Raw genomic sequence first — 15773 nt, forward strand, 5'->3', positions numbered from 1 at the left:
GATCAGATCGGCAGCTTGCGGAACACGCTCCGCGGAATGTGTCGCAACACCATCATCACGTAACGGAATGCTGCCGGCGCCCAAACCAATTCCTTACCCTTTGCGGCGGCGGTCACCGCGAGGTTGGCGACATACTCCTTGTCCACGGTGAGCGGGGCCTCCTTGACGTGCGCGCTCATCCGGGTACGCACCTGACCCGGGCGGATCACCAGAACGCGAACCCCGTACTCGCGCAGCGCTTCCCCGAGTCCCAGATAGAAGCCGTCCAACCCCGCCTTGGTGGAGCCGTAGACGAAGTTGGATCGCCGCACCCGCTCCCCGGCGACCGTGCTCATGGCGATGATCTGGCCGAACCCCTGGGCGCGCATCTTCTCGCCGAGCAGCACCCCCACCGAAACGGCGGCCGTGTAGTTGATCTCGGCGGCCAGCACGGCCTTGTGCTGGTCCTGCCACAGCTCTTCGGCGTCGCCGAGGATGCCGAAGGCGACGATCGCCACATCGACGTCACCGTGGGCGAACGCCTCCTCGATCATCTTCGGGTGGCTGTCGGGGTCGGTGGCCTCGAAGTCGATCAGCTCCACCGACCGCGCGCCCGCCGCCTTCATCTGGGCGACGGCGGCGTCGCGGCCCGGGTCATTGGGCATGGCGGCCAGCACAATTCGGGCGTGCGCGTTCTGCAGGTAGCGCTCACAGATGGCCAGCCCGATCTCGGACGTGCCGCCCAGCAACAGGATGGTCTGCGGGTTCCCCACGGCATCTAGAACCATTGACGCACCATTTACAGCAGCTCCAAACGTCGGGCCATGTCCGATGCGAACACCCCGGAGGGGTCCACCTTGCGCCGCACGGCGATCCATTCGTCGATGCGCGGGTACATGGCGTGGAAGGTCTCGGCACTCACCCGGGAATCCTTGGCGGTGTAGACGCGGCCCCCGAATTCCAGTACACGCCGGTCGAGTTCGTTGAGGAACTCGTTGATGCCCGGCTTGTTGGGGAAGTCCATCGCGACGTTCCACCCGGCCATCGGGAAACTCAGCGGCGCGCGGTTGCCCGGGCCGAAAAGTTTGAACACGTTCAGCGCCGAATAGTGGCCACGGGTCTGGATCCAGCGGATGATGGCCTTGAATTCGTCCATCGCGTCCGGCGGCACCAGGAACTGGTGCTGGGCGAAACCCATTGGGCCGTAAGCGTTGTTCCAGCCGCTGACCAGGTCGAGCATGTGGTAGAACTGCGACAGATTCTGGATCTTGCCGGTGTAGTTTCCGCCCAGCCGGTAGTACACCTCGCCGATGGCCATGAACGAGAGCTTGTTCATCGCGCTGACCGGGAACACGTCGGGCACCGTGAGCAGTTGCGGCGCATCGAATTTCAGCGGGTTCTTGGCCAGCTTCTTGGGCAGTTGGTCCAGCTTGGCCAGGCTGCCGCGGCTGATGGCGGCGCGGCCCAGCTTGGGCGGCGGGCTGATCAGGTCGAACCACGCGCTGGAATAGGTGTAGTTGGCCTCGCTGCCGTCGAGGTGGGCCGCGACCGTCTCGTCGAGGTCCTTGGTGGCCAGCCCGTCGGCGATGAAGTACGCCGTCTCCGTCGGCGTCATCTCGATGGTGGCGCGCAGGACGATTCCGGTCAGGCCGTTGCCGCCGACGGTGACCCAGAACAGCTCGGCGTCGTCCCCGTCGGGGGTGAGGGTGCGGACGGTGCCGTCGGCCATCAGCAGGTCCATCGAGCGCACGTGGTTGCCGAAGCTGCCCGCGCTGTGGTGGTTCTTGCCGTGGATGTCGCACGCGATCGCGCCGCCGACGGTGACCTGGCGGGTGCCCGGCAGCACCGGAACCCACAGGCCGAACGGCAGGGCGGCCTTCATCAGCTGGTCCAGGCTGACGCCGGCGTCGACGTCGACCAAGCGGGTGTCGGCGCTGATCGAGTGGATGCGGTTGAGCCCGGTCATGTCGATCACCAGGCCGCCGCCGTTCTGGGCGTTGTCGCCGTAGGACCGGCCCAGGCCGCGCGCGATCACGCCCCGCCCGTGCGGGCCGCCGGATTCGGCCACCCGGGCGACCGCCTTGGCGATCAGCTCGGGGTCGCGGGTCGAGAGCACCTCGGCCACCGACGGCGCGGTGCGGCCGAAGCCGGTCAGCCGGGTGGTGGTGGTCGGAACGTCGGTGCTCAACATCGTCAAAGAGGGTACCGCTTGCGGACGTCGGCTCAGCGGATGCGGAAGATTACCGCTCGCTGGACGATGAAGTTGATCACCGTCGCGGTGCCCTGGGCGATCACGAACGCGACCGGGATCGCCCACCCGCGGTAGTGCAAAAGCGCCAGGCACAGATGGTTGAGCCCGACCTGCACGGCGAAGGTGATGGCGTAGAGGACCATGACCGCGACGAAGCGTGCGGTGCTCGGGGCCGCCTGGAACGTCCACCGGCGGTTGATCAGGTAGGCGGTGATGGTGCCGACGACGAAGCTGGTGGCCTTGGCCAGGTCGACCTGGACGCCGACCGCCTTGTAGAGGATCAGGTACAGGCTGAAGTCCACGACCCCCGCCAGGCCGCCGGTGACGACGAACCGCGTCACCTGTGTCGTCAGGCTCAGCTGCGGGCTGGGCGGCGCGGCATCGGGCAGCGGGGCAACCATTGGGGGGAGTCTATCGGGGCGGCCGGAACGGCCGGGGACGCGTCAGCGGGGGAGTTTGACCGCTATCAACTCGACCTGCTCCTCGCCCTGCGGCGTCGAGTAGGTCACCGTGTCGCCCGCCTTGTGCCCGGTCAGGGCCTGGGCCAGGGGGCTGCGCGCGGTCAACGTCTCGCCTTCCCCGCCGGCGGGCGTCTCCTCCACGATCGAGATCACGCGCATCGTGACCACCTCACCGTCGGAGAACCGCAGGGTGACCTCGGTCCCGCCGGGCAGCGTCTCGGATTCGTCCGGTTGCGACGGCCCGGCCCGCAGCCGGCGGTCCAGCTCATTGATCCGGTCGCTGAGCCCGACCAGCTCCTCGGCGCGCTGGATCGCCTCGGCCGCATCGCCGTGATCGCCCACCATGCCGCGGTCGTTCCTGACCTCGACCTCGAGGCGGTCGCGCCGCTGCCGCAGCCGCTCCAGCTCCGCGGCCAGGCTCTCCCGTGCCGCGTCCGCCGCTGATTGGACCTTCTTGCTCACGTCGATGGACCTTTCGTCCAGTTTGCTCAGGTGGCGTTCCAGTGTTGCACCACGGCGCGGCGGCCGCCACCATTATCGGGCAAGCGCCCATCCGCGTTGCGTAACCGATATTCGAGTGGTTTGCGGGATCCCACAACGACTTCTCGGAGCCGCCCACCGGACGCCGCGGTCCCTATCGTTGTCACTATGAACGTCGATCTCCGGGCACTGGGTGCGGGCCTGCTGTGCGCCGCGGTGTTCTGCTCGCCCCCGGCGGCGGCGGATCCGCCCGACGACGCCTTCGTCGGGGCCTTGGCGGAGAACGGGATCGTCATGAACGACCCGGACACCGCGATCTCGATGGCCCACACCGTCTGCGCCGGGCTCGACAAGAAGCAGAAATCGAGCGTCCTGGCGATGAAGGTGATGAAGGACGCCAACCTCTCGGCCCGGCAGGCGGGGTTCTTCGTCGGGGCGTCCGTCTCCGCCTATTGCCCGCAATACAAAGGGCAGACCGACGGTTCCCTGGACTGGCTGAATCCGGGGCCGCCGCTGATGTGAGCCGGCGGCTACACCCAGTACGGCACCCGGGCGCGGTACTGGCGCATCGCGAACGCCGCCAGCACCCAGCCGACGACCGTCAGCGCCACCACCACCGCCCAGTGCCGCAGCTCCTGGTGGGCGCCCAGCAGCGGGGCGCGAACGATGTCCAGGTAGTGCAGCAGCGGGTTGAGCTCGACGATGCTCGACCACCGGCCGGCGCCCTGCTGCCGCAACGTGTCGTCGTTCCAGATGATCGGCGTCATGAAGAACAGCAGCTGCACGACCGAGAACAGCAGCGGACCGATGTCGCGGTAGCGGGTCGCCAGGATGCCGAAACACAGTGATACCCATATGCAGTTGAGCACGATCAGCCCCAGCGCGGGGATCACCGACAGGTCGGCCCACGACCACGGCTTGGGGAAGATGACCGCGATGACGACGTAGATGACGATGTTGTGCGCGAACAGGATCATCTGCCGCCACACCAGCCGGTAGACGTGCACGCTCAGCGGCGTCGGCAACTGCTTGATCAGTCCCTCGTTGGCGACGAAGACGTCGGCGCCCTCGAGGATGGCGGCGTTGATCAGGTTCCAGATGATCAGGCCCAGCGTGACGTACGGCAGGTGCACCGAGAGCTCGAGGTGAAACAGCTTGGAGTACAGGCCGCCCATGGCGACGGCGGTGGTGCCGGTCGCGATGGTGATCCAGAACGGTCCCAGCACCGAGCGGCGGTAGCGCTGCTTGATGTCCTGCCAGCCCAGGTGCAGCCACAGCTCGTGCCGGCGGAAACCGGCCACCAGATCGCCCCGGGCACGGGTGAAGGTCCGCGACTGGGCCGCGGCGTCGAGAAACGTCACTGGGGTCCTCCAGGTTCCGATGGTGGCGACCCGCTTCGCCCGGCTTCGCCGCGCTCGCGATCGCCACGAAGTTCCGATGGTGGCGACCCGCTTCGCCCGGCTTCGCCGCGCTCGCGATCGCCACGAAGTTCCGATGGTGGCGACCCGCTTCGCCCGGCTTCGCCGCGCTCGCGATCGCCACGAAGTTCCGATGGTGGCGACCCGCTTCGCCCGGCTTCGCCGCGCTCGCGATCGCCACCAGGCTTGCCGAATTGCTCGTGGCGTCCCAAGCGGCGCAAGCGAATCCATTCGGCCAGGCCCTTGGGATCGCGCCGGGTCACCAGGAAGTACCAGCCGAACCGAACCCACTCCTGAATCAGGAGCTTGCGCAGGCCGGGTTGTGCCAACAGGTAGCCGCGGTTGCGATAGGTGTAGAACCGCTTGTTGGGGTCGTCGGGGTATTGGGTGTGCATGCGACCGCCCAGGATCGGGCGGAATTCCGCCGAACCGCACGGGTGCAGGTAAACCGCGTCCAGGCAGGTGCCGAACGGCAGGCCCGATCGCACCAGCCGCCGGTGCATCTCGACCTCGTCGCCCCGGATGAACAGCCGCAGGTCGGGGACGCCGATCGCTTCGAGGGTGGTCGCCCGGAACAGCGCGCCGTTGAACAGCGAGGCTATCCCGGGCAGCAGGTCCTGTCCCGCTTCGGTGCGCAATTCGCTTGCGCGCCTGCGCCATACCAGGCCGCGGCGTAACGGGAATGCGAGCCGCTCCGGGTCGTCGGAGTTGCACACCATCGGCGACACCTCGGCCAGCGCGTGCCTCTCGGCGCATGCCAGCAGGGTGGCCAGCACGTGCGAGTCCTGTGGGCGCCCGTCGTCGTCGGCCAGCCACACCCAGTCGGCGCCCTGGGCCAGCGCGTGCAACATCCCCAGCGCGAAACCGCCTGCGCCGCCGAGGTTTCGGCGGGAGGCCAGATAGGTGGTCGGGATGGGTTGGCCGGCCACCAGATCGCCTACCCGGCCGGAACCGGGGCCGTCGTTGTCGATCACGATCAGGTGGTCGGGCAACCGGGTCTGGCTGCTCAGCGTGCCCAGCGACTTGGCCAGCTCGTCGGGGCGCCGGTGGGTGACGACGACGGCGATCACGGTCTCGGTCATATCTCGTTGCGCGTTTCGGCCAGCACCTCGCGCACGTGCCGGGCCGCGTCCTCCCCCTCGTAGGCGCGCACCACCTCTTCGATTCCGCCGGCCATCCGGATCACGCCGTGGTCGATCCACATCGCGGTCTTGCACAGCCGCGCGAGGAATTCGTTGGAATGGCTGGCGAACACCAGGATTCCGGACCGTTCCACCAGGCTCTGCAGCCGGGACTGGGCCTTCTTCATGAAGTCGGCGTCGACCGCGCCCAACCCTTCGTCGAGCAGCAGGATCTCGGGGTCGATGCTGGTGACCACGCCCATCGCCAGCCGCACCCGCATTCCGGTGGAGTAGGTGCGCAGCGGCATCGACAGGTAGTCACCCAGTTCGGTGAACTCGGCGATCTCGTCCACCTTGGCCATCATCTGCTTGCGGGTCTGCCCCAAAAACAGCCCGCGGATGATGATGTTCTCGTAACCGGAGATCTCGGGGTCCATCCCGATCCCCAGGTCGAAGATGGGAGCGACCCGTCCGGTGACCTCCGCCCAGCCGCGGGTGGGTTCGTAGATGCCCGAAAGCAGCCGCAGCAGAGTCGATTTCCCGGCGCCGTTGTGGCCGACCAGGCCGACCCGGTCGCCCAGCTCGAGCGACAGGGTGATGTCCCGTAGCGCCTCGACGACGACCACGTTGGAGCTGTTGCGCCCGATCGTGCCGCCCGCCTTGCCCAGGAACGCTTTCTTCAGGGAGCGCGACTTCGCGTCGAAAATGGGAAATTCCACCCACGCGTTGTGCGTCTCGATGTGAGGACCCGCCACCGTGCTGCGCTTTACAGGTACTGACCGTGTCCGGATCCGCCGGGCTTGCCGACGCCGGGGGGCAGCGCGCCCTGACGCATGTTCTCCAGCTGCGCGCGGGCGGCCATCTGCTGGGCGAACAGCGCAGTCTGGATGCCGTGGAACAGCCCTTCCAGCCAGCCGACCAATTGGGCCTGGGCGATGCGCAGTTCGGCGTCGGACGGCGCCGCGTCCTCGTTGAACGGCAGGGTGAGGCGGTCGAGCTCTTCGCGCAGTTCCGGCGCCAGGCCCTCCTCGAGTTCGCGGATGCTGGTGGCGTGGATCTCGCGCAGGCGGTTGCGGCTGGCCTCGTCGAGCGGTGCGGCGCGCACCTCCTCGAGCAGTTGCTTGATCATGGTCCCGATGCGCATCACCTTGGCGGGTTGCTCAACCAGATCGGTCAGGGAGCGCTCGTCGGAGTCGTCCTCCGTCACCGCCGTGGTCCGCGGGTCGACGTCGCCGATGATCTCGATGCCATCGTCGTCGTTGCGGGTACTCAATCCATCACCATCCTTTGCGGACTAAGAGTGCGGCGCCGCGCCGCTTCCGCGCCATTCGTAGATTCGGGCTCCACCATTGTCGTAGATCAGCGCCCACGACGGTGATTTATCCAGTGACACTAGTCCGTCGGGTACGGCGAACCCGCGGACCGTCGGCCGGCTGGTGTAGATGTACCGGATATTGAGCGCTTTGATCGCCTCGACCACCCGCGGGTCGGACTCGCCCTTGCGGGCGTAGGCCCAGAAGATGTAGCGGTTGGGGCCCGGGCCCATCTGCTGGGGGTAGTCGTAGTGGGTCCACAGCGGGTGCAGGTCGGCGACGGCGTACATCCACGCGGTGCCGTCGGTGTTGGCGTTGCCGATCACGGTGTTGTGCGCGCCGGGCAGCGTGGCCAGATAGGCCATGGCCATCAGGTCGCGTTGGTCGATCATCACCGAGTCGTACTTGTCGCCGAACAGGAACAGGTGTCGATAGAAGTAGTGGCGGGCGGTCAAGACGGTCGTCGCCACCAGCAGGACCGCCGTGGCGGCGGTCCACACCGGTGCGGGCTGGGGGCACCTCCCGCTTGTGGGGGACGGTTTGAATCGGCCGGCGACCCGTTTGGCGCCGGCCACCACCACCATGACGATCACGAACAACGCGACCCCGGCCATCGGTTGCAGCAGCAGGGTGATCGCGGCCGAGATCCGACGCGGGTCCTTGTAGAAGAACTCCCCGAACGCGCCGGCGATCGCGCCGACCGGGCCGCCGAGCGGGGTTCCCGCGTCGACCTCGACCACGACGAGCAGGAGCCACACCGCCAGCGGCCACCAGATCCTCTTGTAGGCGAAGAAGGCGCCGCCGATGATCGCGAGCGCCATCAGCCCGTACTGGTACGGGAAGTCGTTGAGGTGGCGCGAGTGCTGGAAGACGGCGTCGAACAGGCCTCGCTTCTTGCTGAGGTAGGTGAGGAACGAGTGCCCGGCGATGATGTCTTCCTGCTGACGGACGCTGATGAACTGCGGCAACAGGATCAGCGCGGTGGCCACGGCCACCCCGGCAAGCGTCAGGGCGTCGGCGACGCGGCCGCGGACCGGGCGCCAGAGCACGTCCAGCATCCACCAGGCGACGACGAACAGCACGACGATGAACCCGCCGGTCAGGTGGACCGACATCACCCCCACGAAGGCCAGCACGGCGGCCGGGATCCGGTCGCGGTGGCGCAGCGTCGAGGCGATGAGCACGAACGTCGGCACGACGACCCCGTAGGCCGCCAGGTTGGGCATCGCGGCGACACCGAATTCGACATAGGGGAGGGCGGTGAACGACACCGACAGCGCGGCGGTGGTGGCGGCCGCGCCGGCGGTGAGCCATTGGCCCCAGTGCGGGCGCAGCAGCCGCCAGGCCAGCATCGCCGCGCTGGTGGGGAACAGCCAGACCGACACCGCCACCGAACCCAGCGTGTAGCCGGTGGTCGGCGCCGCCCCGGTGAGCTGACAGAACACCGCCACCCACGCGTGGAACACCGACGGGTAATACAGGGTCTGGTGCGTTTCGACGTTGCGCAGCTCGCCCATGTGGGTGGATGACGCCTGCCCGGTGTCGAGGATGAAGCGCACCTCGTTGGCGTGCCAGACGGCGTCCCAGGTGCTGGGGATGGTCTGCCAGTGGGTGGCCAGGCCGCGGTAGGCCGCCCACATGATGAGTAGGGCACCCAGCAGCACCCCGGCCGCCACCGTGATCGCGGGCCAGCCCCCGATGCCGCGGGCTTCGGCCGCGGTGTCGCGATAGCGGCCGAGCAGTAGCTGCAGGACCGTCATCACCAGGCACACCACGACCAGCGTGGCCAGCGCCGTCCAGCCGTTCCAGGGGATTCCGACCGCGCCGAACGGGATGATCGCCAGCGCGACCGCACCGTAGGTCAGCGCCGGGCCCACCGCGACCGCGATGGGCCAACTCAGCTGACTGACACGTGCGATGATCGCTCCGGGCGCTATCAGCAAAAACAATGCGATCAGCGTTCCGAACCAGAGCCCCACTCGACTAGTATGGCTGGCCGGGTGTCCTGGCTCGGGAAGCCACCGGCTGGCCGCAACGGCTCGAGCGTTCCGGGCACCCGCTACCGTCACGGTTTCGCCGAAATGCGCAAGCTCTAAGGTGGCTGGCATGGCTTACGACGTCGCCCGGGTGCGCGGACTGCATCCGTCATTGGGTGACGGGTGGGTGCACTTCGATGCGCCTACCGGGATGCTGATCCCCGATTCGGTCGCGACCACCGTTTCGACGGCCTTCCGCAGGTCCAGCGCCACCACGGTCGGTGCGCATCCCTCGGCGCAGCGCAGCGCCGCCATCCTGGAGGCGGCGCGGGCGGCGGTGGCCGACCTGTTCAACGTGGACCCGGCGGGCGTGGTGCTCGGGGCCGACCGCGCGATCCTGCTGTCGGCGCTGGCCGAGGCGTCGTCCTCGCGGGCGGGGCTGGGCTATGAGGTGGTGGTCAGCCGCCTGGACGACGAGGCGAACATCGCCCCCTGGCTGCGGGCGGCGCACCGCTACGGCGCCAAGGTCAAGTGGGCCGAGATCGACATCGAGACCGGCGAGCTGCCGACGTGGCAGTGGGAGGGCCTGATCGGCAAGTCGACCAGGCTGGTGGCCGTCGCATCCGCGTCCGCGACGCTGGGCACGGTCACCGACCTGCGGGCGATGACCAAGCTGGTGCACGACGTCGGCGGGCTGGTCGTGGTCGACCATTCCGCCGCGGCGCCGTACCGGTTGCTCGACGTGCGGGAAACCGACGCCGACGTGGTGGCGGTGAACGCCCTGGCATGGGGCGGTCCGCCGATCGGCGCGGTGGTGTTCCGCGACCCGGCGCTGCTCAATTCGTTCGGCTCCATCTCGACCGACCCGAAGGCGACCGGCGCGGCGCGCCTCGAGATCGGCACGCACCAGTTCGGTCTGCTGGCCGGGGTGGTCGCCAGCGTCGAGTATCTGGCGGCGCTCGACGAGTCGGCCCGCGGCAGCCGACGCGAACGCCTGTCCGTGTCGATGCAATCGGCCGGTGCATATCTGAACCGGGTCTTCGATTACCTGATGGTGTCGTTGCGGTCACTGCCGTTGGTCATGGTGATCGGCCGTCCGGAGGTGCGGATCCCCGTGGTGAGCTTCGCCCTGAACGGCGTGCCCGCCGAGCGGGTGGTGCAGCGGTTGGCCGACAACGGGATTCTGGCCGTCACCAACGAGAACTCCCGCGCGCTCGACGTGCTGGGCGTCAACGACGTTGGCGGTGCGGTGACCGTCGGGCTGGCGCACTACTCGACGACGGCCGAGGTCGACCAGCTGGTGCGCGCGCTGGCGTCCCTGGGCTGAGCCGCTCAGACCGTTAGCACTCGAGAGTGCAGCCATGGCTTTCGGTGTGCGCTCACGGCGGGGATGCCGCCAAAATGGCGCCCGCACAGCACGCTCGAAGCCCTAGGCGCACACTCGACGGGCCGGGCTCGGTAGAAGTCGCGAGCCGCTCAGACCGTGAGCACGATCTTTCCGGTGACCTCGCCCGACGTCAGCCGTTGGTGCGCCTGAGCGGCCTGCTGAATCGGCATGCGCGCGCCGATGATCGGCCGGACGCGGCCCTCGGCGATCATCGGCCACACCTCCCCGATCACCGCCTGCACGATCTCGGTCTTGCCGTTCGGCCCGGTCACCGGGCGGGCACGCAGCGTGGTGCCGATGACGCGGGCGCGCTTCGCCAACAGCTTGCCGATGTTCAGCTCGCCCTTGATGCCGCCCTGCATGCCGATGATGACCAGCTGCCCGTCGGTGGCCAGGGCGTCAACGTTGCGGTCCAGGTAGGCCGCCCCCATGATGTCGAGGATCACGTCCGCGCCGCCGCTTTCGCGCAGCCGCTCGACGAAGTCCTCGTCGCGGTAGTTGATGGTGATCTCGGCGCCGAGCTCGCGGCAGAATTCCAGCTTCTCCGGCGAGCCGGCGGTCACGGCCACCCGGGCGCCCAGCGCCCGCGCGACCTGGATCGCGTGGCTTCCGATGCCGCTGGCGCCGCCGTGCACCAGCAGCAGCTGGCCCTTGCCCAGGTGGGCGGTGAGCACCAGGTTCGACCACACGGTGCAGGACACTTCCGGCAGCCCGGCCGCGTCGATCAGGTCGACGCCGTCGGGGATCGGCATCACCTGACCGGCGGGGACGGCGACGTACTCGGCGTAGCCGCCACCCGCCAGCAGCGCGCAAACCTGTTGTCCGGCAGACCAATCGGTGACCCCGTCACCGGTGTCGGCGACCACACCGGACACCTCCATGCCGATGATGTCGCTGGCGCCCGGCGGCGGGGGATATTTGCCGGCGGCCTGCAGCAGATCGGCCCGGTTCACGCCCGCAGCGGCGACCTTGATCAGCACCTCGCCGGGCCCGGCGGATATGTCCGCCACGTCTTGCCAGGAAAGCTGATCGGGGGATTCGGCGACGATGGCGCGCATGGGGCCACGCTACCGACCCCCGTTACCCTTATCAGCGGTGGCGTGGCAGAGCGGCCTAATGCACTCGCCTTGAAAGCGAGAGACGGCTAACACCGTCCGGGGGTTCAAATCCCTCCGCCACCGCGCGTGTCAGCCGGCGCTCTGGTGCAGCGTCGGCGCGTAGCGAAGCAGCGCGCCGACCCCGTCGGCCGGGGCGATCCGCTCGTCGGTGCGCACCAGTGACGCCCCGACGGAAATCGCGAACAGCGGCAGGGCCTCGTCGGCCCGCAGCGTCTTGGCCGCGGCCGCACCCTGCTCGGACAGCACGTTCGCGTTGGGGGCGACGGTCGTCAGACGCTCGTCGGCGACCACGGTGGCGTCGCCCACATCGCCGACGATCAGCGTGTCGACCGCGCCCTGGCGCAGGGCGGAGCAGACCGCGTCGAGGCCCTCGGCGGCCAGCCCCGATTGCCGGCCCACCTCGGCGGTGAACCGGTCGGCCGCGTCGTCGATGACCTGAAGCCGTCGGCCGACGAACTCGGCTTCGATGGCCCGCTGAACTTCTTCGTCGTCGTGACCGCTGTGTCGCGCACCCACCTGCAGCTGAATTGCCCGGTTGCGCAGTCGATTCGGCAGGGCGGATAGCAGATCGGAGCGTGACCGCACCTCGCCGACGACGAAGATCAGCTCGATGGACTTGGCGTCGTCGAGCTCACCGACCCGGTCGGCGACGGCACGCACATTCTTGCGGGCGGCCTCGTCGGTGCGCAGTTGCGGGTCGCCGTACCCGGCGGTCTCGGCGCCGGCGGCCTTGTGGACGGGGTACCCGCCGCCGTCGACGGTTTCCGTCCGCCGGGTGCCGTTGACGTGCGTGGTGATGTCGGCGCCGGTGTGGTCGACCACCACCAGCAGGTAGTCGGGATAGTCGAAACCGAGTTCGACGATCGGCAGGACGAACGGCAATTCGGACACGCGGACGACGGTCTCGGCGGTGGGCCGGGTGAGGTGTTCGTTGAGCAGCACGCCGTCGGCGGCGGCGACCACGCCGCGGCCGCTGCGGCCGATCGGCGGGCGCAGGCCCAGGACGGCACGCCCGATATCCTCGATCACCGCCGTATCGGCGCCCTGTCTTCCCAGTTCTTCTTCCAGCCCACGCCATTTCAGCTCGAGCTGAGCTTCGGCGTCGTGGGTGTCGTGCGAGTCGTCGAAGTAGAGCGAGGCGAATGGTGCGGGGGCCTCTAGCAGCTTGCGGAAGCGTTCAGAGTCCATGTCTTTTCGGGTGCCCCGCGTGTCGGGGTGCAAAACCCTAGTAGCTGCGGTCGCCTTCGCTGTGGTCGAAGAAGCGCCATTCGCCGTTGGCCTCGACTTCCATGCGCCAGCCCAGTTCGTTACCCTCGACGGCCTCGTCGGCGAACCACGCGTGCGCCTTGTCGGCGCTTTCGATGTCCTTGGTCGCGACAACGTCGCCCTTGGGGTTGAGCACTCGGTAGGTAGCCATGGCGGCAGTGTTCCCACCGTCGGGTGCCCTCAATCGGTGGGGATCTCGGCGGCGATGGTGTCGATCAGGGCGGTGTAGCGCTTGGCTTCCGGGTCGCGCCCGGGCTTGCCGCTGCTGATCACGCCGGCCGCCAGCCCGCGCGCGGGGTCGGCCCAGATCGCGATGTTGACCAGGCCGAGGTTGCCGAACGCGTGGGGAGCGTGCAGGCCGAACGGCCCCCACCGGTCGGTCCCCAGGATGAAGCCGGTGCCCCAGCGCGCGGGTTGCAGCCCGACCGCGAAATCCGGTCGCAACCGTCGGCATTCCCTGACCGCGCCGTACATCGTCTCCGGGCTCACCACCCGCACGCCGTCGAGATTGCCGCCGCGACGCCAGATTTCGGCGAACCGGGACATTTCGTCGGCGGTCGACACCGTGTTGGACGACGGGATGATCGTGTTGAGAAAGAGCGGGGTGTTGGTGATCGGGATCATCTCGTGCACGGTTCCGCCGATCGCCTTGCGGAAGATCTGCGCCACTATCGGCGGAAGCGGGCGGCCCGTCGCGTGGCTGGGCGCGACCAGGGGCAGGTCCTCTTTGGCGACACCGAAATTCGTCCACCGGAAGCCGAGCGGATCGAGGATCTCCGTCGCGAGGATCTCGCGAATCTCCTTGCCGGTGGCGGCGTACACGATCTCGCGGACGAGCGGGCCCCAGGTCAGCGCATGGTACATGTGGAACAGCCCGGGCCGGTAGATCGGCCGCAGCTCGCTGAGCTTCTGCTGCGCGTATTCGTGGTCGTCCGCGCGTTTGACGTCCGGCTTGGGCCCGGTGGGGAAGGGCAGCCCGGCGCTGTGCGTCATCACGTGCCGAATGGTGATGCGGTGCTTGCCGTGACTGGTGAAGGTGGGGATGTAGTCGCAGACGCGGTCGTCGAGTGAGAAGACGCCGCGCTCGACGAGCATGTGCACCACGGTCGCCGCGATGCCCTTGGCGGCCGAATAGACGCAGAACGGCGTGTCGGTCGTGACCGGGATCTTCTCGGCGTCGGGTGCGTCGCTCGGGGCGTTGCCCCAGCCGTGGCCGATCGCCCGGTTGAGTACCACGCGCCCGTGCCGCCGGATGCACAGCTGGATGGCCGGGTGGAAGCCGGCCTGGTACCAGTGGCGCGTGGCGGCCCAGATCCGCTCGACGGCGGCGCTGTCGATCTCCGAGTGGTCCTCGTCGCCGATCGCCGTCACGGCGTCCAAGTCGGCCGGGAGGCGGATCTTGCCGTCTGGTGTCGTCACCTCAGCGAGGGTACGTGGCCGCGGATCACTCCCCGGTGAACTGCGGGGGGCGCTTCTCGAAGGTCGCCGCGATGCCCTCGGTCAGGTCCTTGGAGGGCAGGAAGGCGGCGTTCCATGCGGCGACGTAGCGCAGGCTCTCCGATACCGCGGCGGTGCGCTGCTGGTCGAGGACGTCCTTGACGCCATGGACGGTCAGCGGCGGGTTGGCGGCGATCTCGGCCGCGGTGGCGCGCGCGGCCGCCAGCGCGGCCTCGGCGTCGGCGTAGACGTCGTTGACCAGGCCGATCTTCTCGGCCCGGGCCGCGTCGATGTCCTTGCCGGTCAGCGCCAGTTCGCGCAGGTGCCCGTCGCTGAGGATGTACGGCAGGCGGGCCAGGCTGCCGACGTCGGCGACGATGGCCAGCTTGACCTCGCGCACCGAGAATTTGGCGTCGGCGCTGGCGTAGCGGATGTCGACGGCGGAGATCAGGTCGACGCCCCCGCCGATGCACCAGCCGTGCACCGACGCGATCGTCGGGGTGCGGCAGTCCGCGACCGCGGTGATTGCGCCCTGCATGCGCTTGACCTCGCGGTGGAAGACCGCGCGCGGGCCGGCCAGGGCGTCGCCGGACAGCAGCGGGGTGAAGGAGCCGCCCATCGCGGGTACGTCCAGCCCGTAGCTGAAGTTCTTGCCCGAGCCGGTCAGCACGATGGCCCGCACCTCGGGGTCGGCGTCCAGGGTCGCGAACAGCTCCGGCATCTCCGACCAGAACGCCGGGCCCATCGCGTTGCCCTTGCCCGGCCCGATCAGCGTCACCTGCGCAACGTGATCTTTGGTCTCCACCGTCACGGATTCGTATGCTTGCGCCATATCGAGACCGTAGCGTGGCAAAGATGGCTCCTGATTTGCGGCCCGGCCCCCATTCCCCGCCCACCGACGAACTGCACAGCGCCGAGGACACACTCGGGGTGTTGCAGCGGGTGCTGCACACGATCGCGGCCGACGACCTGCCGCGGCGGACGCCGTGCGCCGAGTTCGACGTGGCGCAGCTGACCGAGCATCTGCTGAAGTCGATCGCCGGGCTCGGGGGCATGGTGGGCGCGGAGATGCCGGCGCGCGAGCAAGGCGATTCGGTGGAACGGCAGGTGGTCGCCGCGGCCCGGCCGGCGCTGGATGCCTGGCATCGGCGCGGGCTGGACGGCACGGTGCCGTTCGGCAACAGCGAGCTGCCCGCCAAGACGGCGTGCGGCATCTTCTCGGTCGAATTCCTGGTCCACGCCTGGGATTACGCCGCGGCGGTGGGCGACGAGGTCAACGCCCCGGAACCACTGTCCGAATACGTGTTGGGGTTGGCGCACACCATCATCCGGCCGGAGATCCGCGCCGGGGCCGGGTTCGACGACCCGATCGACGTCCCGGCCGACGCCGGCGCGCTCGAGCACCTGGTCGCGTTCACCGGGCGTGACCCGGCACGGTAGCTCGAGGGGCTCTGCCATCTCGGTGTGCGACTAGGGCTTTGAGTGTGCACGCAGGGCGGGGTTTGGCTCCGATTCCCGCCTTCGACGCACACACGAGGCCGTCAACGCACACCCGAACGGCCGGCC

Annotated in this window: 16 protein-coding genes, 1 tRNA gene and 1 pseudogene; 4 read left to right on the forward strand and 14 right to left on the reverse strand. The window is 68.7% G+C overall.

Going from position 1 to position 15773, the window contains the following annotated elements:
* Positions 1-2 precede the first annotated feature (2 nt).
* The 4 genes from U8D42_RS23440 to U8D42_RS23455 are packed head-to-tail and all read right to left on the reverse strand — an operon-like array spanning position 3 to position 3153.
* Positions 3-767, reverse strand: coding sequence for a decaprenylphospho-beta-D-erythro-pentofuranosid-2-ulose 2-reductase (locus U8D42_RS23440; RefSeq protein ID WP_085242497.1), 765 nt, complete (start codon positions 765-767; stop codon positions 3-5).
* Between the two features lie 11 nt (positions 768-778).
* Positions 779-2170 (reverse strand): FAD-binding oxidoreductase, encoded by a 1392-nt coding sequence (locus U8D42_RS23445; protein WP_322858068.1) that lies wholly within the window; start codon positions 2168-2170, stop codon positions 779-781.
* Between the two features lie 32 nt (positions 2171-2202).
* Positions 2203-2631 carry a GtrA family protein gene (locus tag U8D42_RS23450; protein WP_322858067.1) on the reverse strand — a complete coding sequence of 143 codons (429 nt, stop codon included), beginning with the start codon at positions 2629-2631 and terminating at the stop codon, positions 2203-2205.
* A gap of 42 nt (positions 2632-2673) precedes the next feature.
* Entirely contained in the window at positions 2674-3153 is a 480-nt protein-coding gene (locus U8D42_RS23455; protein WP_085242500.1) for a GreA/GreB family elongation factor, read from the reverse strand.
* A 186-nt stretch (positions 3154-3339) separates the two neighbouring features.
* Here U8D42_RS23455 and U8D42_RS23460 point away from each other — a divergent pair, with 186 nt between their 5' ends.
* Positions 3340-3693, forward strand: a complete 354-nt coding sequence (locus tag U8D42_RS23460) for a DUF732 domain-containing protein (RefSeq protein WP_322858066.1) — start codon at positions 3340-3342, stop codon at positions 3691-3693.
* Positions 3694-3701: 8 nt separating this feature from the next.
* Here the strand turns inward: U8D42_RS23460 and wzm are convergent, their stop codons facing one another.
* From wzm to U8D42_RS23485, 5 genes and pseudogenes are all read right to left on the reverse strand, one after another.
* A complete protein-coding gene (gene wzm / locus U8D42_RS23465) occupies positions 3702-4532 on the reverse strand; it encodes a galactan export ABC transporter permease subunit Wzm/RfbD (RefSeq protein WP_322858065.1) in 831 nt (276 codons plus the stop codon).
* Positions 4533-4765: 233 nt separating this feature from the next.
* A pseudogene (gene glfT1, locus U8D42_RS23470) lies at positions 4766-5671 on the reverse strand (galactofuranosyltransferase GlfT1); the annotation flags it as partial.
* Complete coding sequence (gene wzt / locus U8D42_RS23475; protein ID WP_085242504.1) at positions 5668-6465, reverse strand: galactan export ABC transporter ATP-binding subunit Wzt/RfbE; 798 nt, start codon at positions 6463-6465, stop codon at positions 5668-5670. The pseudogene glfT1 and the gene wzt, both read right to left, overlap by 4 nt.
* A gap of 11 nt (positions 6466-6476) precedes the next feature.
* A complete protein-coding gene (locus U8D42_RS23480; RefSeq protein WP_085242505.1) occupies positions 6477-6983 on the reverse strand; it encodes a bacterial proteasome activator family protein in 507 nt (168 codons plus the stop codon).
* A 21-nt stretch (positions 6984-7004) separates the two neighbouring features.
* On the reverse strand, positions 7005-9002 hold the full coding sequence (locus U8D42_RS23485) for a DUF6541 family protein (RefSeq protein ID WP_322860869.1): 1998 nt from the start codon (positions 9000-9002) through the stop codon (positions 7005-7007).
* Between the two features lie 127 nt (positions 9003-9129).
* Between U8D42_RS23485 and U8D42_RS23490 the strand changes: the two genes are divergently transcribed.
* Positions 9130-10326: a cysteine desulfurase-like protein gene (locus U8D42_RS23490; protein ID WP_085242507.1), complete on the forward strand. Its 1197-nt coding sequence runs from the start codon at positions 9130-9132 to the stop codon at positions 10324-10326.
* A gap of 149 nt (positions 10327-10475) precedes the next feature.
* On the opposite strand, the gene U8D42_RS23495 is transcribed toward U8D42_RS23490, so the two are convergent.
* Positions 10476-11444 (reverse strand): NAD(P)H-quinone oxidoreductase, encoded by a 969-nt coding sequence (locus U8D42_RS23495; RefSeq protein WP_322860868.1) that lies wholly within the window; start codon positions 11442-11444, stop codon positions 10476-10478.
* A 36-nt stretch (positions 11445-11480) separates the two neighbouring features.
* On the opposite strand from U8D42_RS23495, the gene U8D42_RS23500 reads away from it, so the two are divergent.
* Positions 11481-11567 (forward strand) — tRNA-Ser (locus tag U8D42_RS23500).
* 6 nt (positions 11568-11573) lie between these two features.
* Here U8D42_RS23500 and U8D42_RS23505 read toward each other — a convergent pair.
* Genes U8D42_RS23505 through U8D42_RS23520 form a run of 4 tightly spaced genes read right to left on the reverse strand, consistent with a single transcriptional unit; the run spans position 11574 to position 15039 of the window.
* On the reverse strand, positions 11574-12692 hold the full coding sequence (locus tag U8D42_RS23505; protein ID WP_322860867.1) for a hypothetical protein: 1119 nt from the start codon (positions 12690-12692) through the stop codon (positions 11574-11576).
* Positions 12693-12729: 37 nt separating this feature from the next.
* Positions 12730-12921, reverse strand: a complete 192-nt coding sequence (locus U8D42_RS23510; protein WP_322860866.1) for a hypothetical protein — start codon at positions 12919-12921, stop codon at positions 12730-12732.
* A 29-nt stretch (positions 12922-12950) separates the two neighbouring features.
* Complete coding sequence (lipE, locus tag U8D42_RS23515; RefSeq protein ID WP_322860865.1) at positions 12951-14189, reverse strand: lipase LipE; 1239 nt, start codon at positions 14187-14189, stop codon at positions 12951-12953.
* Between the two features lie 25 nt (positions 14190-14214).
* The gene (locus U8D42_RS23520; protein WP_085242511.1) at positions 14215-15039 is read right to left on the reverse strand and encodes a crotonase/enoyl-CoA hydratase family protein; all 825 of its coding nucleotides are present in this window, start codon (positions 15037-15039) and stop codon (positions 14215-14217) included.
* A gap of 23 nt (positions 15040-15062) precedes the next feature.
* Between U8D42_RS23520 and U8D42_RS23525 the strand changes: the two genes are divergently transcribed.
* A complete protein-coding gene (locus tag U8D42_RS23525) occupies positions 15063-15647 on the forward strand; it encodes a TIGR03086 family metal-binding protein (RefSeq protein WP_322860864.1) in 585 nt (194 codons plus the stop codon).
* Positions 15648-15773 lie beyond the last annotated feature (126 nt).

Source organism: Mycobacterium europaeum (assembly GCF_034555895.2).
Lineage (GTDB): Bacteria > Actinomycetota > Actinomycetes > Mycobacteriales > Mycobacteriaceae > Mycobacterium > Mycobacterium europaeum.